Annotated in this window: 16 protein-coding genes and 1 riboswitch; of the genes, 10 read left to right on the top strand and 6 right to left on the bottom strand. The window is 65.2% G+C overall.

The window, feature by feature from the left end; translation table 11 throughout:
• Positions 1-88: 88 nt before the first annotated feature.
• From FHT98_RS16320 to FHT98_RS16310, 3 genes are read left to right on the top strand one after another with little or no spacing between them, the layout of a single operon-like run.
• Positions 89-1,048: an ABC transporter permease gene (locus FHT98_RS16320; protein WP_061968767.1), complete on the top strand. Its 960-nt coding sequence runs from the start codon at positions 89-91 to the stop codon at positions 1,046-1,048.
• A complete protein-coding gene (locus tag FHT98_RS16315) occupies positions 1,014-1,955 on the top strand; it encodes an ABC transporter permease (RefSeq protein WP_061968769.1) in 942 nt (313 codons plus the stop codon). The genes FHT98_RS16320 and FHT98_RS16315 overlap by 35 nt, the downstream gene beginning before the upstream one ends.
• Positions 1,956-1,973: 18 nt before the next feature.
• Positions 1,974-3,824 carry an ABC transporter ATP-binding protein gene (locus tag FHT98_RS16310; RefSeq protein ID WP_091858411.1) on the top strand — a complete coding sequence of 617 codons (1,851 nt, stop codon included), beginning with the start codon at positions 1,974-1,976 and terminating at the stop codon, positions 3,822-3,824.
• 125 nt (positions 3,825-3,949) lie between these two features.
• Here FHT98_RS16310 and FHT98_RS16305 read toward each other — a convergent pair whose 3' ends face one another.
• The 4 genes from FHT98_RS16305 to FHT98_RS26370 form a co-directional block, all read right to left on the bottom strand.
• On the bottom strand, positions 3,950-4,384 hold the full coding sequence (locus FHT98_RS16305) for a 6,7-dimethyl-8-ribityllumazine synthase (protein ID WP_142114634.1): 435 nt from the start codon (positions 4,382-4,384) through the stop codon (positions 3,950-3,952).
• Between the two features lie 77 nt (positions 4,385-4,461).
• A riboswitch (FMN riboswitch) is annotated at positions 4,462-4,606 on the bottom strand.
• Positions 4,607-4,651: 45 nt separating this feature from the next.
• Positions 4,652-6,691: an NAD(+) synthase gene (locus tag FHT98_RS16300; RefSeq protein ID WP_142114633.1), complete on the bottom strand. Its 2,040-nt coding sequence runs from the start codon at positions 6,689-6,691 to the stop codon at positions 4,652-4,654.
• A gap of 109 nt (positions 6,692-6,800) precedes the next feature.
• Positions 6,801-7,811, bottom strand: a complete 1,011-nt coding sequence (locus FHT98_RS16295) for an NAD-dependent epimerase/dehydratase family protein (protein ID WP_465246912.1) — start codon at positions 7,809-7,811, stop codon at positions 6,801-6,803.
• Positions 7,812-8,675: 864 nt separating this feature from the next.
• Complete coding sequence (locus tag FHT98_RS26370; RefSeq protein WP_139163564.1) at positions 8,676-8,876, bottom strand: hypothetical protein; 201 nt, start codon at positions 8,874-8,876, stop codon at positions 8,676-8,678.
• On the opposite strand from FHT98_RS26370, the gene FHT98_RS16285 reads away from it, so the two are divergent.
• From FHT98_RS16285 to FHT98_RS16260, 6 genes are all read left to right on the top strand, one after another.
• Positions 8,875-10,245, top strand: a complete 1,371-nt coding sequence (locus FHT98_RS16285; protein WP_091858418.1) for a nucleotide sugar dehydrogenase — start codon at positions 8,875-8,877, stop codon at positions 10,243-10,245. The two genes, FHT98_RS26370 and FHT98_RS16285, sit on opposite strands and share 2 nt — an antisense overlap.
• 36 nt (positions 10,246-10,281) lie before the next feature.
• Positions 10,282-11,220, top strand: a complete 939-nt coding sequence (locus tag FHT98_RS16280) for a Gfo/Idh/MocA family oxidoreductase (RefSeq protein ID WP_142114631.1) — start codon at positions 10,282-10,284, stop codon at positions 11,218-11,220.
• A 3-nt stretch (positions 11,221-11,223) separates the two neighbouring features.
• Positions 11,224-11,826 (top strand): acyltransferase, encoded by a 603-nt coding sequence (locus tag FHT98_RS16275; protein ID WP_280140818.1) that lies wholly within the window; start codon positions 11,224-11,226, stop codon positions 11,824-11,826.
• The gene (locus tag FHT98_RS16270; RefSeq protein ID WP_142114630.1) at positions 11,826-12,983 is read left to right on the top strand and encodes a DegT/DnrJ/EryC1/StrS family aminotransferase; all 1,158 of its coding nucleotides are present in this window, start codon (positions 11,826-11,828) and stop codon (positions 12,981-12,983) included. Before FHT98_RS16275 ends, FHT98_RS16270 begins: the two co-directional genes overlap by 1 nt.
• Positions 12,980-14,089 carry a glycosyltransferase gene (locus FHT98_RS16265; protein WP_142114629.1) on the top strand — a complete coding sequence of 370 codons (1,110 nt, stop codon included), beginning with the start codon at positions 12,980-12,982 and terminating at the stop codon, positions 14,087-14,089. Before FHT98_RS16270 ends, FHT98_RS16265 begins: the two co-directional genes overlap by 4 nt.
• Before the next feature lie 225 nt (positions 14,090-14,314).
• The gene (locus FHT98_RS16260; RefSeq protein ID WP_142114628.1) at positions 14,315-15,475 is read left to right on the top strand and encodes a glycosyltransferase; all 1,161 of its coding nucleotides are present in this window, start codon (positions 14,315-14,317) and stop codon (positions 15,473-15,475) included.
• A gap of 22 nt (positions 15,476-15,497) precedes the next feature.
• On the opposite strand, the gene FHT98_RS16255 is transcribed toward FHT98_RS16260, so the two are convergent.
• On the bottom strand, positions 15,498-16,679 hold the full coding sequence (locus FHT98_RS16255; protein ID WP_210244385.1) for a glycosyltransferase: 1,182 nt from the start codon (positions 16,677-16,679) through the stop codon (positions 15,498-15,500).
• 361 nt (positions 16,680-17,040) lie between these two features.
• Complete coding sequence (locus tag FHT98_RS16250) at positions 17,041-19,254, bottom strand: hypothetical protein (protein ID WP_185745287.1); 2,214 nt, start codon at positions 19,252-19,254, stop codon at positions 17,041-17,043.
• Between FHT98_RS16250 and wecB the strand changes: the two genes are divergently transcribed.
• A complete protein-coding gene (gene wecB / locus FHT98_RS16245) occupies positions 19,150-20,193 on the top strand; it encodes a non-hydrolyzing UDP-N-acetylglucosamine 2-epimerase (RefSeq protein WP_142114625.1) in 1,044 nt (347 codons plus the stop codon). The genes FHT98_RS16250 and wecB overlap by 105 nt on opposite strands.
• The last annotated feature ends 16 nt before the right edge of the window (positions 20,194-20,209 follow it).

Raw genomic sequence — 20,209 nt, 5'->3', positions numbered from 1 at the left:
CCGCTCCTGCGGCTCCACCAGCCACAGGGGCGGGCCGGCCGTCATCAACACCAGTCCGCGGACGTGCCGCGCGCACAGAGACTATTTCATGGCGACATATCTTATCAGGCGGCTCTTGATCGCCATTCCAAGTTTGCTTGGCATCAGCGTGATTCTGTTCACCATCCTGGCGCTGGCGCCAGGCGATCCGTTTTCGGAAATGGCGACGAATCCAAACGTTCCGCCTGAGGTGCGCGAGGCGCTGCGCGCCAGCTTCGGCCTCAACGACCCGATCATGGTGCGCTACCTGCGCTGGCTCTCGAACATGGCCCAGGGCGACTGGGGCTTCTCCTTCGCCAGCCGCATCAATGTCGACGATCTGATCCTGCAGCGTTTGCCGACCACTCTGTTCGTCGTCGGGTCGTCCCAGATCCTGGCGCTGTGCGTCGCGCTGCCTGTCGGCATCTACGCGGCGACGCGGCCCTATTCGGTTTTCGACCAGATCGCCAATACGCTGGCCTTCGTCGGCTTCTCCCTGCCGACCTTCTTCACCGGCCTGCTCTTCATCCTGATCTTCTCGGTCACGCTCGACTGGTTCCCCTTCGTCTATCGCTCCGACATCGCCGCAACCGGCTGGCGCTGGTACTGGGAGATGTTCCGCCAGGCGATCATGCCGATCACCGTGCTCGGCCTGTTCCAGGCGGCTTCCTATACGCGCTATGTCCGCTCGGCCGTGCTCGACGTCATCCGGCTCGACTACGTCACCACGGCGCGCGCCAAGGGCCTGAGCGAGCGCCGGGTCACGATCCGGCACATCACGCGCAACGCGCTGATCCCGGTCGTGACGCTGGTCGCGCTGCAGATGCCCGCCGTGTTCGGCGGCGCGCTGGTCACCGAGCAGATCTTTCGCGTGCCCGGCATCGGATCGCTGCTGATCGACGCTATCCTGGCCAACGACACACCGGTCATCATGGCGGTGACCTTCGTGTTCTCCTGCCTGGTCGTTCTTTTCAACCTCATCGCGGATATTCTTTATGGCTGGCTCGACCCTCGCATCTCCTTCAGCTGATCCGGCTGCGGGCGCTGCCGTGAGCCAGGTCTCGGTCTCGCCCGGGCGCGAGACCTGGCGCCGCTTTCGCCGCCACCGCCTGGCCATGGCGAGCACCTTCGTGCTCGGCCTTCTCGTGCTGGGCGTCATCGTCGGCCCCTGGCTGTGGCCGGTGGCGATCAACGACATCGACTTCTCGGCGCAGCTCCAGGGCCCGTCCTGGGCGCACCCGCTCGGGACCGACGATCTCGGCCAGGATATCCTGGCGCGGATGATGTATGGCGGACGCATCTCGCTCGCCGTCGGCCTCGCGGCGATGATCGTGGCGACGATCGTCGGCGTGCTGATCGGCGCGCTGGCGGGTATGTCGCGCAAATACGCCGACCCGATCCTGATGTGGGTGACCGACCTGTTCCTGTCGCTGCCGCAGCTGCCGCTGCTGCTGCTGATCATCTATCTGTTCCGCGAGCAGCTCAAAGCCGTGTTCGGCGTCGAAGGCGGCGTCTTCGTGCTGATCGTCGTCGTCATCGGCGGCCTGCGCTGGATGCCGGTGGCGCGCCTGGTGCGCGCGCAGTTCCTGTCGCTGCGCGAAAAGGAATTCGTGGAGGCCGCCCGCGCCCAGGGCGCGACCAAGATGCGCCAGATGTTCCGGCATATCCTGCCGAACGCGGTCGGCCCGGTCATCGTCGCCTCGACGATCGAGGTGTCCTCGGCCATCATCGCCGAATCGACGCTGTCCTTCCTCGGTCTCGGCTTCCCGCCGGACATCCCGACCTGGGGCCGGCTTCTGTTCGACGCCAAGGACCAGCTCGACACCGCGCCGCACTGGGCCCTGTTCCCAGGCGCCGCGATCTTCCTTACCGTGCTCTCGATCAACTTCATCGGCGACGGCCTGCGCGATGCGCTCGACCCGCGCCGCGTCATCTAATCCAGCGAAGGGCTAGACATGACCTCACCGATCCTGACCGTCTCGAACCTCACGACCTCCTTCCGGGTCGAAGGCCAATGGAAGTCGGTCGTCCGCAACCTCTCCTTCGACATCAAGCCGAAGGAGACGCTGGCCGTCGTCGGCGAATCCGGCTCCGGCAAGAGCGTGACCGCGCTGTCGATCATGCGCCTGACCCCGCCGCAGTCGAGCAGGATCGAAGGCTCGGTCAAGCTCAACGGCAAGGAACTGCTGACGCTGCCGGATGCGGAGATGCGCCATATCCGCGGCAACGAGATCGCGATGATCTTCCAGGAGCCGATGACCTCGCTCAACCCGGTGCTGACCATCGGCTTCCAGATCGCGGAAGCGCTGATCCTGCATCGCGGCCTGTCGCGTTCGGAGGCTGAGGCCGAGACGGTCCGCCTGCTGGAGAAGGTCCGCATTCCCGCGGCGAAGTCGCGCTTCCACGAGTATCCGCACCGCTTCTCGGGCGGCATGCGCCAGCGCGTGATGATCGCGATGGCGCTCGCCTGCAAGCCCAAGCTCCTGATCGCCGACGAGCCGACCACCGCGCTCGACGTGACCATCCAGGCGCAGACCCTGGAGCTGATCAAGACGCTGCAGGACGAGGAGGGCATGTCCGTCCTCTTCATCACCCACGACATGGGCGTCGTCGCCGAGATCGCCGACCGCACGGTCGTGATGTACAACGGCGACGAGGTCGAAACCGGCGCGACCGAGGACATCTTCGCCAGCCCGAAGAAGCCCTATACCAAGGCGCTGATCTCGGCCGTGCCGAAGCTCGGCTCGATGATCGGTAAGGGCCGCCCGATGCGCTTCCCGGTCGTCGACCGCAATACCGGCGAGTCGGACGTGCCGACCGAGACGCCCGATACCGTCAAGGCGGCCGAACGCCCCGTGCTCGAGGTCGCCGGGCTGACGACCCGCTTCGAGATCCGCGGCGGGCTGCTCTCCTCGGTCAAGGGGCGCGTGCACGCGGTCGAGAACGTCTCCTTCAGCCTCAAGGCCGGCGAGACGCTGGCGCTGGTCGGCGAATCCGGCTGTGGCAAGTCGACCACCGGCCGTTCCGTGATGCGGCTGATCGAGCCGCTCGAAGGCTCGGTCCTGCTCGACGGCGTCGACGTCCTCAAGCTCAACCAGCATGACCTGCGCGAGCAGCGCAAGCGCATGCAGATGATCTTCCAGGACCCCTTCGCCTCGCTGAACCCGCGCATGAACGTGGGCACCGCGATCGCCGAGCCACTGCTGATCAACAACCTCGCCAGCCGCTCGGAAGCGCGCGACAAGGTCGCCGACCTGCTCAAGCGCGTCGGCCTGCTGCCGGACATGGCCAACCGCTTCCCGCACGAGTTCTCGGGCGGCCAGCGCCAGCGCATCTGCATCGCGCGCGCACTCGCCGTCGAGCCGCGCCTGATCGTGGCGGACGAGGCGGTCTCGGCGCTCGACGTCTCGGTCAAGGCCCAGGTGGTCAACCTGATGCTCGACCTGCAGGCGCGCATGGGGCTGGGCTATCTCTTCATCTCGCACGACATGGCGGTGGTGGAGCGCGTCAGCCATCGCGTCGCGGTGATGTATCTCGGCGAGATCGTCGAGATCGGCCCGCGCGAGGCGATCTTCCAGAACCCGCAGCACCCCTATACCAAGCGGCTGCTGGCGGCGGTGCCGATCGCCGATCCGGCCCGGCGCCTGCAGAAGCGCCCGGTCTCGAACGACGAGATCAAGAGCCCGGTCCGCGCGCCCGACTATGTCCCGCCGGTGCGCCAGTATCGCGAGGTCTCGCCCGGCCATGCCGTGATGATCTGGGGCGAGGAGTGGGAGAAGAAGGATCCGGCCGCGATCGCGGCCTGAGCCTTCCGAAGCTCGAAATAATCGGCCCGCGGCGCAAGCCGCGGGCTTTTTCGTCGGGCCGGCATGATCAGGCCAGCAACAGACTGCCCTCGACGAGGCGGGACCAGGCAGGCATCCGATCGAGATCAGGCGGCAAGGCGGGCGCGCGTCCGCCCGATCATCAGCGCCGCCTCCGCGGCTTCCCGCCCCTTCGTGACGAAATGCGCCCGATAGATCTCACCGTGATGCGCGCCCTCGCGGTAATGATGCGGGGTCAGCGAGACCGACAGCACCGGCACGCCTGTGTCCAGGCCCGCACGCATCAGGCCGTCGACCACGGCCTGCGCCACGAATTCGTGACGGTAGATGCCCCCGTCGGCGACCAGCGCCGCCGCAGCAACCGCGGCGTAGCGGCCGTTGGCAGCGAGATCGCGGGCCAGCAGCGGCATCTCGAACGCGCCGGGCACGTCGAACACATCGACCTGGTCGGCGGGAATAACCTCGCAAAAGCCCTTGAGCGCCTGATCGACGATATCGGCATGCCAGGCGGCTTTGACGAAGGCATAGCGGGCGAGTGTCATGGTGATCTCCTTTCGCGACAGACACGTCACCCAAGGCGATCACGGGCCAGCGCCGCGCAGGGATGCACGGACGGCAGACACGTTCTCTTTCATCCGGACTGTGACCGTCGGCTCAGGCCTCGCACCTGATCTGCTGACCCCTCCGCAAGGAGGGCGCTCGCGGGCTCGCGGCCGAGGCCGCATACCGCCGGTGGGGATTTCCGCCCCGCCCTGAGAACGCGGTCACGGTAATACGTTCGCGGAGAAGGCGACAAGAGCCCCCGGCGTTCAATCCGGAATCCGCTCCCAGTCCTTCAGCCAGGGCGCAGCCGAGGCATCGCTGGGCGCACGCCAGTCGCCGCGCGGCGAGAGCGACCCGCCGGAGGACACCTTCGGCCCGTTCGGCACGGCCGAGCGCTTGAACTGGCTGGTCTCGAAGAAGCGGCGGATGAAGACGCCGAGCCAGCGCTTGATCACCGGCAGGTCATAGGCGACGCGCTTGGCCGCCTCCATGTTCGGCGGCCAGTCCCCGGCCTCGGCATCGCGCCAGGCCTGTTCCGAGAGGAAAGCGATCTTGCTCGGACGGAAGCCGTAGCGCGTCGTGTAGAACAGGTTGAAATCCTGCAAGGCATAGGGCCCGACGAAGTCCTCGGTCTTCTGCGCGGGCTTGTCGCCGTCGCCAGGCACCAGCTCCGGCGAGATCTCGGTCGCGAGGATGTCGAGCATGACATCCGATGCCTCCGATCCAAAGCGGCCGGATTGCGCGACCCAACGGATCAGGTGCTGGATCAGCGTCTTCGGCACCGAGCCGTTGACGTTGTAATGCGACATGTGATCGCCGACGCCATAGGTGCACCAGCCGAGCGCCAGCTCCGAGAGATCGCCAGTGCCCATCACCAGGCCATTGTGCCGGTTGGCGAGGCGGAAGAGTACGGAGGTGCGCCCGCCGGCCTGCACGTTTTCAAACGTGATATCGTAGACCGGCTCGCCCTTGGCGAAGGGATGGCCGATATCGACCAGCATCTGCCGGCAGGCCGGCGTCATATCGATTTCCTCGGCGCTGACGCCGAGCGCCCGCATCAGGCGCCAGGCATTGTCCTTGGTGTCCTTGCTGGTGGCGAAGGCCGGCAGCGTATAGGCGAGGATGTTCTCGCGGGGCAGCCCGAGCGCGTCGAAGGTATGGGCCGCGACGAGCAACGCCTGGGTGGAATCGAGGCCCCCGGAAATGCCGATCACCACCTTGTCGAGCCGCGTGCTCTCCAACCGCTTGCGCAGGCCGTGCGACTGGATGTTGTAGGCCTCGAAGCAGAGCTCGTTCAGCCGGGCATCGTCGCTCGGCACGAAGGGAAAGCGCTCGACCTCGCGGGCGAGCCCGAGATCGCTGTCGCGATCCGGCTCCAGCGCGAAATCGACGCGGCGGAAACCGAGCCGGTCGCGGTGCAGGTCGGCACTGTCGCCGAAGGTGTTCTGGCGAATGCGGTCCATCGCCAGCCGCTCAAGATCGATGTCGGCGAGGATGAGCTGGGGCTCGGCGGCGAAGCGCTCCGCCTCGGCCAGAAGCGCGCCGTTCTCGTAGATCATCGCCTGCCCGTCCCAGGCGAGATCGGTGGTCGATTCACCGGTGCCGGCGGCGGAATAGGCATAGGCGGCGATGCAGCGGCCGGAATGGGCCTTGCAGAGCGCATGGCGCCAGTCCGACTTGCCGATGGTGACGTTCGAGGCGGAGAGATTGAGCAGCAGCGTCGCGCCGGCGAGCGCCGCGTAGGACGAGGGCGGGATCGGCGTCCAGACATCCTCGCAGATTTCCATATGGACGGTGAGATCGGGGATATCGGTGGCCGTCAGGAGGATATCGGTGCCGAAGGGCACTTCCTGACCGCAGAGATCGACATAGAGCGCGCTCGCCCGCTCGCCCGAGGCGAACTGGCGGCGCTCGTAGAATTCGCGGTAGTTCGGCAGATAGGTCTTCGGCACCGCAGCGAGGATGCGGCCGCGATGGATCGCCACGGCGCAGTTGAACAGCCGCCCTTCGACACGCAAGGGCGCGCCGACCACCGCGACGCAGCGCAGACTGCGGCTTTCCGCAACCAGCCGCGCCAGCGCTTCCTTGACCGCATCGAGCAGCGCGTTCTGCTGCAGCAGGTCATCGATCGCATAGGCGCTGATGCCGAGCTCCGGGAACAGGCAGAGCGAGGCACCGCCCTCCTCCGCACGCCGCAACATGGCGATGGTTTCGGCCACGTTGAAAGCCGGATCGGCCACCTTGAGCCGTGGCGCGGCGCAGGCGATGCGGACGAGACCGTGGGCGTGGATATTGCGGAAACTCATCGAGACTCCGTTCAGCCGGATGCCGCCGTTGCGGCGCATCGCTTATCGCGCAGACGCAGGCCCCCGGGCAAGGCTTGCCTGGGCTGCCGGGACGGCATGCGGTTGCGGTTCAGACGCGATAGAACGCGCGGTACCAGGCGACGAAGCGCGCAATCCCGGTCTCGATCGGCGTATCGGGCCGGAAATCGACCGCAGCCGCCAGATCCGCGACGTCGGCATAGGTCGCCGGCACGTCGCCCGGCTGCGCCGGCAGATGGCGCCGGACCGCCTTGCGCCCGCAGGCGGCCTCGACGACGTCGATGAAATGCGAAAGCGCCACCGGGGTGTGATTGCCGATATTGTAGATGCGCCAGGGCGCCGCGGATGTCGCGGGATCGGGATGCTCGCGGTCGAAGGCCGGATCCGCTGCCGCAGGGCGCGCCGCGAGACGTATGATCGCCTCGCAGATGTCGTCGACATAGGTGAAATCGCGACTCATCTGCGCTTGCGCATAAACGTCGATCGGATCGCCTGCGAGGATCGCCTTGGTGAACTTGAAATAAGCCATGTCCGGCCTGCCCCAGGGCCCATAGACCGTGAAGAACCGCAGGCCCGTCATCGGTATCCCGTAGAGATGGGCGTAGGAATGCGCCATCAGCTCGTTGGCCCGCTTGGTCGCGGCGTAAAGGGAAATCGGGTGATCGGCGCCGTCATGCTCGCTGAACGGCACCTTCGCGTTGGCCCCGTAGACGGAGCTCGAGGAGGCATAGACGAGATGCCCCACGGCATGCCGACGACTGGCTTCGAGAACCGATAGGAAGCCGTCGAGATTGGCGCTGGCATAGGCGCGCGGGTTCTCAAGCGAATAGCGAACCCCCGCCTGCGCCGCCAGATGGATGATCGCGTCCGGACGGAACGCGCCGATCGCGGCATCGAAGGCATCATGATCCGCGACATCGATCTGCTCGAACGCGAAGCCGTTGCGGCCGGTGAGCCGGGCGAGGCGCGCCTGCTTCAGCGCCGGATCATAATAGGGCACGAGCGCATCGACACCCATGACCTCGATGCCGCGCTGCAGCAGCGCCTCCGCGACGTGGAGGCCGATAAAGCCCGCGGCTCCCGTCACGACGACACGGTTCAACGATAGGCTGTGGTTCAATGGGGCACCAGACAGAGATATTGCGACTGTTGTCATCGCAACTCATCGGGGACAGCAGCAAGAGGCTGGAAGATAATAACCTGCCCGGCCCGGCCTGACAAAGCCCGGGGGCGCCCTGCACCCGGCACGGATTTCTGCCGCGGCAGTCATCGAACGCATAGAGCCGTTTGAAATTCCTTTTGGCCCTGATCCGCCCGTGGGGCAGCAGGGAACCGTTCAGAATCGTGCGCGTAGCTTAGATGCCAAAGGAGTCCTGCCATGCGATCTTTCCTGCGAAACATCGCCCTTGCCGCGTTTGCGCTCTGGGCTTCACATGCGAATGCCCTGCCGATGACGCCGATACAGGGGGCTTCCGGCGTCACGCAGATCCAGCTGCAGTGCACGACCGCGAGCTGCATCGACCCGCGAACCGGCGTCTATACGCAGTCGACCTGTGATCGCTATGGCTGCCGGCCGAGCAGCGGGCCGGTGGGACGTCTGGGCTCTGGCGGCGGATATCGTAACGGACCTCCCCTTGAGCCTCCTCCCTCCTATTACGGACGGCAATATGGCCGGGGCGATTACGGCGGCGGCGGTGGCGGTTTCGACTGCAACCCGAGCCGCTGCATCGACGGCAATGGCCGGGTATGGGAAAGCACCTGCAACCGCCGTGGCTGCCGGCCCCTCCGGCCCGCCCGCGGATCGCGGTGGTAGCCGCAGACATGCCCGCCATTGCTGTCAGGACATCGACGGCTCGGCCCGAATCGACAAGCTCAAGGGCTGAACTCGGGATATCGACCTGAAGCAGCGGCCCGAAAGGCGGCATGCGGTTTTCGGGAAAAGCCGGTGCAAGATCAGAGACCTGGATCATCGGACCGAATACGATATGCGGCCCGATGATCCGACGGCCGAATATTCCTGGAAGCACGTCCATTTTTCGGCGACGTCGCGTTGCTTCGCCTTGTTAGCTGCCTTCGCAGGTTGACATCTTTCCAATGCAGCGGCAAAGCCAGCCGCAAATCCCGCTTGCCGCGCCCAGAGCGCCTTCCCACGCAGAAAGCCGGTCATGTCTTCATCACCGACAGCGCCGCTCGTTTCAGACAGGCCCCAGCCCCTGACCGAGCAGCTCGCGCGCATCGCCGCGAAGAACTATCGGATCGGCATCATCGGCCTCGGCTATGTCGGCATTCCGCTGGCGCTGACCGCCTGCAACGCCGGTTTCCCGGTGGTCGGCTTCGACATCGACGCGAAGCGCGTCGCGCAGATCAACCGCGGCGAGAGCTTCATCAAGCATATCCCGACCTCGGCGATCGCCGCCGCGATCAAGGAAGAGCGCTTCCGCGCCACGACCGACTTCGACGAGCTGCGCGATGTCGACGCCATCATCATCGCCGTGCCGACGCCACTGACCAAGCATCGCGAGCCGGACCTGAGCTATGTTGAGGCGACGGCCCGGGCGATCGCCCCGCGCCTGCGCAAGGGCCATCTCGTCGTGCTGGAATCGACGACCTGGCCCGGCACCACCGACGAGATCATGCGCCCGATCTTCGAGAAGACCGGCCTGAAGAGCGGCGTCGACTTCTACCTCGCCTTCTCGCCCGAGCGCGAGGACCCCGGCAATCCCGATTTCGGCACCTCGACCATCCCGAAGGTCGTCGGCGGCGATGGTGCGGAGGCGCTGGAACTGGCCAATGCGGTCTATGGCGCGCTCGTGGTTAAGACCGTGCCGGTCTCCTCCTCGGCCACGGCCGAAGCCGTCAAGCTGACCGAGAACATCTTCCGCGCCGTCAACATCGCGCTCGTGAACGAGCTCAAGGTGATCTACGGCAAGATGGGCATCGATGTCTGGGAGGTGATCGACGCCGCCAAGACCAAGCCCTTCGGCTTCATGCCGTTCTATCCGGGCCCCGGCCTGGGCGGGCACTGCATCCCGATCGATCCGTTCTACCTGACCTGGAAGGCGCGGGAATTCGACGTCACCACCCGCTTCATCGAGCTCGCCGGGCAGATCAACACCGCCATGCCGCATTGGGTGGTCGACCGCGTCGCCGAGGCGCTCGACCGCCAGCAGGGCCGTGGTCTCAGCAAGGCGAAGATCCTCGTCATGGGCATCGCCTACAAGAAGAACATCGACGACATGCGCGAGAGCCCCTCGCTGCGCCTGATCGAGCTTCTGGAAGAGCGCGGCGCCGTCGCCGACTATCACGACCCCCACGTGCCGGTGATCCCGCCGACCCGCGAGCATGCCAACCTGACCGGCCGCGCCTCGGCCGCACTGTCGCCCGAGACGCTCAAGGGCTATGACGCGGTGCTGATCGCCACGGACCATGACGCGGTCGACTACAAGGCGCTCGTCGCTGCCGCCCGCCTCGTGGTCGATACGCGCAATGCCTGCGCCAAGGCCGGATTGACCGGCGACAATATCGTCAAGGCCTGAGCCAGGACGCCCCGGGAAAAGTCAGAGATCAACGCCATGACGTCATTCGCACTGATCGGTGCCGCCGGCTACATCGCGCCGCGCCATATGAAGGCCATCAAGGCCGTCGGCGGCGACCTCAAGGTCGCCTTCGACCCCAATGATTCCGTCGGGATCATCGACAGCCATTTCCCGCAGGCGCATTTCTTCACCGAGTTCGAGCGCTTCGACCGGCATGTCGACAAGCTGCACCGCCGTGGCGAGCACATCGATTTCGTCAGCATCTGCTCGCCGAACTACCTGCACGACGCCCATATCCGCTTCGGCCTGCGCGCCGGCAGCGACGTGATCTGCGAGAAGCCCCTCGTCCTCAACCCCTGGAACATCGACGGGCTGATCGAGATCGAGCGCGACTCCGGCCGCAAGGTCAACACCATCCTGCAGCTGCGCCTGCACCCGGCGATCATCGCGCTGCGCGACCGCGTCGCCGCCTCCAACCAGCGCCATTCGGTCGACCTGACCTACATCACTTCACGTGGGCGCTGGTACCACGCCTCCTGGAAGGGCGACGACTCGAAGTCGGGCGGTGTCGCGACCAATATCGGCGTGCATTTCTTCGACATGCTGGCCTTCGTCTTCGGCCCGTTGCAGTCGCAGACCGCAAACCTGCGCGAAGGCGAGCGTGCCGGCGGCCTGCTCTCCTATGAGAAGGCCGATGTGCGCTGGTTCCTCTCGGTCGACTCCGATGATCTTCCCGATGGCGTGAAGGGCCAGAAGACGACCTTCCGTTCGATCACCGTCGACGGCGAAGAGGTCGAATTCTCGGACGGCTTCACCGACCTGCACACCCGCAGCTACGAAGAGATTCTCGCGGGCAAGGGTTACGGGCTCGAGGATGTGCGCTTTTCGATCGAGGTCGTCTCGCAGTTTCGCCAGCTCCCGGTGGTGACCGGCGGCGAGAAACACCCCTTCGCCGCGAAATACATCAAGGGCTGAGCCATGGCCGGCGCGTCGCAGATGCGGGAAGACCCGCGCTTCCCCGGCGCGCTCATCCATGAAAGCGCCTATGTCGACGAAGGCGCGACGCTGGGCAGCGGCACCCGGATCTGGCATTTCGTGCATGTCCTCGGCCAGACCACGATCGGCAAGGATTGCGTGCTCGGCCAGAACGTGATGGCCGGGCCGCGGGTCACGATCGGCGACGGCTGCAAGATCCAGAACAATGTCGCGCTCTATGACGGCGTCGAGCTGGAAGCGGACGTGTTCTGCGGCCCCTCCTGCGTCTTCACCAATGTCAACAACCCGCGCGCCTTCATGAACCGCAAGGCCGAGTTCCGCCGCACGCTGGTGAAGCGCGGCGCGAGCATCGGGGCGAACGCGACGATCGTCTGCGGACATACGCTCGGCGCGTATTGCTTCATCGCTGCCGGCGCAGTGGTGACGAAGGACGTGCCGGACTATGCTCTGATGGCCGGGGTGCCGGCGCGCCGGATCGGCTGGATGAGCAAGGCGGGCGAGAAACTCGGCCCGGACCTGACCTGCCCGCTGACCGGAGTTCGCTACCGGGAAGCCGGCCCGGAGCATCTGGAGGAGATGGCCTGATGAGCGAACGTCCCACGATCGAGTTCATCGATCTCAAGGCCCAGCGCCAGCACATCGGCAAGGCCATGGACGAGGCGATCCTCAAGGTCGTCCATGACGGCAACTACATTCTCGGCCAGCAGGTCCAGCAGTTCGAGACCGAGCTTGCCGCCTTCTGCGGGGCCAAGCACGCGATCGGCGTCGCCAACGGCACGGATGCGCTGATCCTGGTGCTCGAAGCGCTCGGCATCGGCCCCGGCGACGCGGTGATCTGCCCGAGCTTCACCTTCGCCGCGACCGCCGAGGTCGTAGCCTGGATGGGCGCGACGCCGGTCTTCGCCGAGATCGACGAAGCCACCTACAATATCGACCCGAAGAGCCTCAGTGCCGCGCTTGAAACCGCGAAGCAGCACAAGCTCAATCCGCGCGCCCTGATCAGCGTCGATCTTTTCGGCCAGGCTTGCGACTACGAGCCGATCGAGGCCTTCTGCAAGCAGAACGGCCTCGTGCTGATCTCGGATTCGGCTCAAGGGTACGGCGCGCGCTACAAGGGCCGCGTGGCTGGCGCGATCGGCGATTTCGCCACGACGAGCTTCTTCCCGGCCAAGCCGCTCGGCTGCTATGGCGACGGCGGCGCGATCCTGACCGACAATGACGAGCATGCCGCGCTGCTGATGTCGCTGCGCTTCCACGGCAAGGGTTCGTACAAATACGACAACATCCGCGTCGGCGTGAACTCGCGGCTCGACACCATCCAGGCGGCCGTGCTGATCGAGAAGCTCAAGGTCTATGCCGAGGAGCTCGAGAAGCGGCAGGCCGTGGCCGCACGCTACACCGCTGCGCTCAAGGACGTCGTGGTGACGCCTCATGTCATGGCTGATTGCGTCTCGACCTGGGCCCAGTACACGATCCGCGTCGCCGCCGACCGCCGCGACGCCTTCCAGGCGGCGCTGAAGGCCAAGGGCGTGCCGACCACGGTCTACTACCCGAAGCCGCTGCACCAGCAGACCGCCTACAAGCACTATCCCGTCGCCGGAAACGGCCTGCCGATCTCGGAGCGCGCCGCGCAGGAGGTCGTCGCGCTGCCGATGCACCCCTATCTCGACGAGGCGACGCAGGATTACATCATCGCGCAGGTTCTCGAGGCCTTGGCTGCACCGGCGGCTGCGGTGGCATGAGCCGGCCCCTGCGGCTGGCTTATCTCTCGCTCGAGACGCCGCGGCCGGGTCAGGCTTCGCAAACCCATATCGACGAGATCATAGCCGGGCTTGAGGGCTGCGGCTGGCAGGTGGAGCTGTTTGCGACGAGCAGCGGCGGCGCGAGCACGCGCTCTTCGTTTCTGAGCCGCCTCTTCGGTTATGGGCGCACGCAGGCCGCGCTCGGCAAACGCCTGCCGGAATTCGACGCCGTCTTCATCCGCTCGCACTTCATGGCGCTGCCGCAGACGCTCTGGGCAGGCTGGCGCAATATTCCCGTGGTTCACGAGATCAACGGCACGGCCGCGGATATCGGCGTGACCTATCCCTCACTGAAGCCTTTATCCCCGCTCTTCTCCTGGCTTTACCGCGCGCAATATCGACGCGCTGCGCATCTGCTTGCCGTAACGCCCGGGCTCGTCGATTGGGCCAGGAGCTTTGCCGGCCACAGCCGTGTCAGCCTGGTTTCCAACGGCGCCAATACCGATCTGTTCAAGCCGGAGGGCGCCCCCAGCCCGGTCGAAGGCCGCTACGTGGTCTTTGTCGGCGGCCTCGTCGCCTGGCACGGGATCGACACCATGCTCGCCGCCCTGAAAGAACCGGACTGGCCGGCCGATCTGCGGCTGGTCATCGTCGGCGACGGCATCGAGCGCGACAAGGTCGAACAGGCGCTCTCCGACCGGCGGCTGCTTTGGCTGGGCCGGCAGCCTTACGACGCCGTTCCGGCCATCCTGCGCGGAGCCCTGGCATCGCTTTGCGTCATCGAGAACCAGGATGGCCGCTCCGCTTCGGGCGTGGCTCCCCTGAAACTGTTCGAGGCCATGGCTTGCGGCGTTCCCGTCATTGCCAGCGACCTGCCTTTCCAGGCCGACCTCGTCAAAAGCGCCGATGCCGGGCTGATCGTGCCGCCTGCGGCTGCCCCCGCGATCTCATCAGCTGTAAAAACCCTTGCCGAGGCGCCGGAACGAGCCCGAACGTTAGGGCAGAACGGCGTGAATTACGTCACGCGCGAAGCCAGCTGGAATCAACGTGCGCAGGAGATCGATCGCATCCTGCGCTCGGTCACCTCGCAGACCCGTTCGAAGTAAATCACGGACGCGACATCGACTGCCTGATCGATTTGGATTTTCCGGATATCGTCAGACTTGCACGGATACCTTGCAGATCAGGATTTGCATTGCGCTCCGGAACTGATAGCGCCAACCGACATTGCCAAAGAACGGCGAAACAGTGGACCGAGAGAACGGCCGCCCCACCATGACTGTCCTCGCTCCCACGTCGGCACCCGCTCCTGACCAGGAGCGCGCAGCGCCATGACACGGATCGCGCTTGTCTGCGTTTCGCCCCTGCAGCACGATTCGCGCGTGCTGCGCCATGCGGCGCTGCTCGTCGGCGCCGGCTACGACGTCCGTATCTTCGCGCAAGCTCCCCTGCCCGCCACTCCCCCTGCCCCTGTCAGTGTCATCCCCGGCCCAGGCAGCGATACACGGGTGCGTCTCGGCATGGTGCTTCGGCAGGCGCCGGCCACGCTCCTGCCGGCGAGCGCGGATCTCCTCTACTGGCTTTCTCCGAGCAGGCTGACGACGCGCAGCGACCTGCTCCGCTTCAAGCCCGACCTCGTCATCGCCAACGACTGGCGCGCATTGCCAATCGCCTACGCGGCCAAGCAGGCGTGCCGCGCCCGCATCATCTATGACAGCCACGAATTCGCCTCGGAGGAGTTCACGGATAGCTGGCGCTGGCGGGTTCTCGCCCGGCAGCATGTCGTCCGAATCGAAGACCGCTATATCCGCGAGGCCGATGCGGTCGCCACGGTCAGTGACGGCATCGCCGATGCGCTCGCGCAGCGCTACGGCCTGGCGCGGCCGACCGTCGTCTCGAATACGCCGGCGTGGCAGGCGACGGCATTCCGCCCCACGACCCGCCCTGTCACGGTGCTTTATCATGGCGCCGTCGTGCCGCGTCGCGGCCTTGAGACGCTGATCGAAAGCGTCGCCTCCTGGCCAAAGGAATTCCGCCTGGTGATCCGGGGACCGGCCCAGGGGGGCTTCGACCAGCATCTGCATAATCTCGCCGGTCCGCTCGGGGAGCGTATCGCCATCGAGCCGCCGGTCCCCCCCGATCAGCTCATCTCGACCGCCGCGCAGGCCGATATCGGCATCTTCCTTCTGTCGAACAGCACGACGCATGCGCGTTTCGCCATGCCCAACAAGATCTTCGAGTACATGCAGGCGGGGCTGATGGTGATCAGCAGCGACTTGCCGGAGATTCGCAGAATGATCGAGGCCGCAGCCTGCGGCATGCTGCTCTCGAACGATTCCCCAGAGGGCATCGCAGCCTGCCTTGCCAGCCTTGACACCGCTCGGATCGACACCTGCAAGCGCGCGGCCCTTGCACGGGCCCAGGACATCAATTTCGAGGCGGAAGGCGGCAAGCTGCTCGCACTGGTCGCCCGCCTTGCGCCGAAGCCCTAGCTCTTCGAGTTTGCGGGATGGTTCATTGCGCGGCGAACCGCCGAGCCTCAGCAGCGCCAGCCACCGCCTGCCCGATCGCCGCAAAGAGTCGATCCGCTTCTGCTTCCCAATTCAACACCTTCGCGGCCTCGAGCGCATGCCGCTTGTAAACGTCGATCGAGGCACGATCGAAACCGTTGACCGCCGCGGCGATCGCTTGCGATGTCACTTCGGGGATCGAGCGGCCAAGGTCGTGCTGACGCAGTAACGCCGTCATCTCCGGCAGATCCGAGACGCAGAGCGCCAAGCCCGCCATCGTGTACTCGAAGAACTTGTTCGGCAGGACATGGACATTCTGCTCCGAATGGCCCGGAAGGGCGAACAGGCCGACATCGAAGTGAGCCGCCTCCTTGACCAGATCAATCATCGGCACCGGCGGCGCCAACACGATGCGATCCCCGAGACCGGCGGCCCTTATCCGAGCGGCCAACGCTTCGAGATATTCGGCCGGGCCGGGCCCACGGATGGTCAGCCGGAACTCCGGGCGCCAGAGCGCGACGCTGTCGATGCAGGCCTCAAGCCCGCGCCCGATATTGACGACGCCGTGATAGAGCACCCGGATCGCCTCGCCGCAGGGCCTGTACGGATGAGTTTCATAGTGCGGCATGTTGCGGATCAGGAGCGGCTTCTCCGGCAACCGATAGAGCTCATGAAGCCGATCGGCGATCCCCTGGGATACGCAGCTCGTCACGGCAGAGCCTGCAATACCCTCCCGCTCGATCGCCGCGATCACGGGGCGCTGGGTCAGGCGCCAGAGCAGGCGGTGGGCATATTCGTCGACGGCGAGCTCATGCGTGTCATAGGCGTAGGGAACACCCTGCTCCGACGCGAGACGCCGCACGATCGGCAGCGCCGTCCAATCGTTGGCGAGCCAGATATCGGCCTGCTGCCGGCTGGCAAGCTCGTAGAGCCTCGCGAAGCGATCATTGAGGGTCCAGTAGGTGGCGTCGGCATGCCTGGCATCGACATAGACCCGTGCAACGTCCTTGGCGCGCACCGCTCTCCTCAGGACGGGAAAGATCGTGCGACGCAGAGCCCGTCCGGCCAGCGCCCGCACTGCCGGACGCCAACGGGTCGGAAGCAGACGCAGCACCTGATCGAATGCATCCGGTGCGCGCAGCGGCGCGGCAGCTTCGACATGATCGCCGAGCACCCCTGCAATCATTCCTTCCGGAGCCGCAGACGCGTCTCCGCCCCCGGCAGGCCCTGCCCGGCCGACAGCGGCATCGATCGCCAGGCACTGCCATGGCGGTTGCTGTGACCGGGCGCCAGGCAAGCCGACCGCCACGACATCCCAACCACGCGAATGGAAAAGATCGCCCTGGCGACGGACGCGCGGATCGTCCGGAATAGCCGAAAAGCAAATCAGCCCGATGCGCGGTCGTCGCGCCGCCGAGAATGGCATGATCGAGGCACCCTCCAAGAACATCAAGCCGCAGCCGGGACAGACCGAAGCCATCTGGGCGCAGCGGACCATCCGCGCATCACAGCAGACCTCGGAGAGAAGCTCGATGCGGCAATACCTGTTACGTCAAGCCCGACAGCTTCAGCCGGCGTGCGAGCCGACGTGCAAGCGGCACGATGCCAGGCGATATATCGAGGAGACGACGTATCGCCGGAGAACGGGTTGCCGCACGCAATGCACGGCGCCTGGCCGCCCAGAATCTCAGCTTGAGCAGCAACAGCCGCACGGAAAACCGCTGCTTCGGGGACAACCCCGGCAGCACGGTGGTGCCCAGTTCGGCGATCCTCTTGTAAAAGGCGCGCTCCAGGTTCAGCCGATCCGCATCATAGACTTCGTTCAGCCGCCTGATCCACTCGATGAGATGAAAATAGCCGTCTTTTTCCTGCTGCAGCATATGCCGCAATGCTTCCGCGCTCGCGTCTTCCTGGCCTGTCGGCAGCACCGCTTCGAATGCCGCGCGTGCCGTCTCGCGTTGCTGTGAGGCCAGCACCGTCTCGGCGTCATAATCGGCCAGCAGGCGTGTGGTTTCGCAGTCCGCCTGCGTGAAGAACGGCGGGATCGTCATCTGGGCAGCCTGGGCCACACGCTCGAACACCCCGGCGCAACTGCCGAGCGAGCGGTCGAGCTCGGAGGCGAAGATCGAGCGAAGATGGTCGAACTCTCCCATCAGCCGGTCGAGCTCGCGTCTGTAGACTGCCGCCTCCGTGGCATCGACCCGCAGCCGGAAACCTTTGCTGCCCAATGGAACAGGCGTTGCCGGCTCCTCGATCACGCCCGACCGATAAACCGGCGCCGTCGGCGGCATCGACACCGCCGCCTGTCCGCAGCGGCCACGCGACTTCCGTGCCAGCCGTTCGCCGATCGCATCGGCGACACCTGCGTAAAATGCCTGATAGGTAAAGAGGCCGGATCCGACCAGGTGGTCGAACGCGCGCTGCGTCATCGCTTCCAGCGCCGGCAGATCGTTCAGGCGCTCAAGCACCGCATCGATGTTGGAGAAATCCTTCTCCAACGAGATGTAGTGCTGATCCGGAACGATGGCGTCCGAGTAGCGTCCCTTGAAGAGAACCATCGGCGTGCGCATCATCGCACATTCGAAAACCCGTGGAGAAATCTGCCCCATCTCGATCTCGCCGTCGCGATCGACCACGATCGGCAAGAAATCGGCGTAGCTCGGCGACACGCCGCCATTGGCGGCGGCCATCTCCTTGAAACGAGCTTCGATGCTGCCGTCGAAATCGAACACGTTGGAACCCGATTCCGAGCCGAGCATCGCCCGGCAATCGCCGATGAAATCGAACCACGCCGTGCCGTAGATGCGGCTGGCCTCGTCCATCGCGATATCGGTCGCGATGCCGCGAGCATCGCACAGTTCCTTCATGCGCCGCCCGATCTCGAACTTGTCGAAGCCGAGGCGCCCGTAACGGCCACCGATGTCCCGCCCACGATAGCCGATGAAGATCGGCCGCGCCGCCAACGGCTTGGGAGAAGGCAGTTCGGCCATCAGGGTTTCGGGGACATAGCCCGTAAAAACCGTGATGAACGTCACGCCAGGAAATTCGGACCGAGGATATACATAGTCGAGGCTGTCCTGCGGGACGCATGTCAGGACAATGTCAAAGCCCAGATCCTTGATTGCCGCCTTGAGGGTATCAGTGCGGTCATATTCATCCTGGACAGCCAGGACCTTGACGCCGCGAAAAGCCGCCAACCTTTCGCGATAGCTGTCCGAGACATAGCCATCAAAGCAAAGCCGGGCGCAGTAGCTATGGAAAACCACATCATAGCTATCGAAATCGAAATCGACCGGCGCATGATGCGTGACGTGAACGAAATCGGTATCGAAGCCGCAGAACCTCTTGAACGCGACCAGATAGTCGAACGTCGTCTGAACATGCGTGCTCGACATCGAGTAAGCGACCAGCGCGCGTTTCACGCTCGACAAATGCAGATCCTCTTTTTTCGCGTTGGCGTGAGATAGGTGGAACCGAGATCGGTGGTCAAGCACCGAACACCATTCCCTGGAACGGTGCTGCATTATGGCATCGCCGGATCCCGCCGGGGGAGGATCTGCCGGCCGCGCCACCGCGGAATTGCGTTGCGTGCGGCCATCTTCTATTCGCAACACAGCATTTGGGCGCACTGGTGGCTGCCCAGCATCGGAACGATCATGCCTCAGATTTTCACCGTCCTCGGCGCCAGGCCACAGTTCATCAAAGCCGCCCCTGTCAGCCGCGCGATTGCGGAAGCAGGCATGACGGAAGTCATCGCTCATACCGGCCAGCACTTCGACGCCTTGATGTCAGACGTGTTCTTCGAAGAGCTGGCGATCCCGAAGCCGGCCTACAATCTCGAGATCAACAGCCTCGGACACGGCGCCATGACGGGCCGGATGCTCGAGAAGCTGGAGGCGGCGATGCTGGCCGAAAAACCCGCCATGGTTCTGGTCTATGGCGACACCAACTCGACCGTAGCCGGGGCGCTCGCCGCATCGAAGCTGCATATCCCGGTCGCTCATGTCGAGGCGGGCCTGCGCTCGTTCAACCGGCGGATGCCGGAGGAGATCAACCGGGTCATCACCGACCATGTCAGCGCATTGCTGTTTTGTCCGACGCAAACCGCCGTGCGGAACCTGAAGAACGAGGGGATCGTCAACGGAGTCCACGCCACCGGCGACGTCATGTTCGACACGACGATCGCCGCCGTAGCGCGCGCGAAAGGGCGCTCAACGATCCTCGACGATTTGAAACTGACCCCGAAGCAGTATTCCGTCGCCACCATCCACCGGGCCGAGAATACGGATGATCCGGCGCGCTTCGCCCGCGTCGTCGCCTGGCTCGAGGACGCGGCGCGCTCCACACCCATCGTCATGCCGGTCCATCCGCGCACCCGCAAGCTGCTCAGCCAGAGCGGTGTCGTGCCAGCCGGCCTGACCCTGATCGACCCGATCGGATATCTCGACATGGCCTCGCTGATCAATCAGTCCGCCGCCGTGTTCACCGATTCCGGCGGCCTGCAGAAGGAAGCCTATTTCCACGGCGTCCCGTGCGTCACATTGCGGGACGAAACCGAATGGGTCGAAACGGTGGAGGCCGGCTGGAATCGCCTCTGGACGGCGCCCGATTATGCGCCACGCCGGGATATCCCGGATTACGGAGACGGCAAGGCGTCCGAATTGATCGCAAGCCTGATCCGGGCTGCGCTCGAAGCGTAGGCCGCCCCTCGAAAGC

Source organism: Allobosea sp. AK1 (genome assembly GCF_006714945.1).
GTDB classification, from domain to species: domain Bacteria; phylum Pseudomonadota; class Alphaproteobacteria; order Rhizobiales; family Beijerinckiaceae; genus Allobosea; species Allobosea robiniae.
Note: the sequence above shows the minus strand (reverse complement) of the source record. Positions and strands in the feature narration are given on the sequence as shown.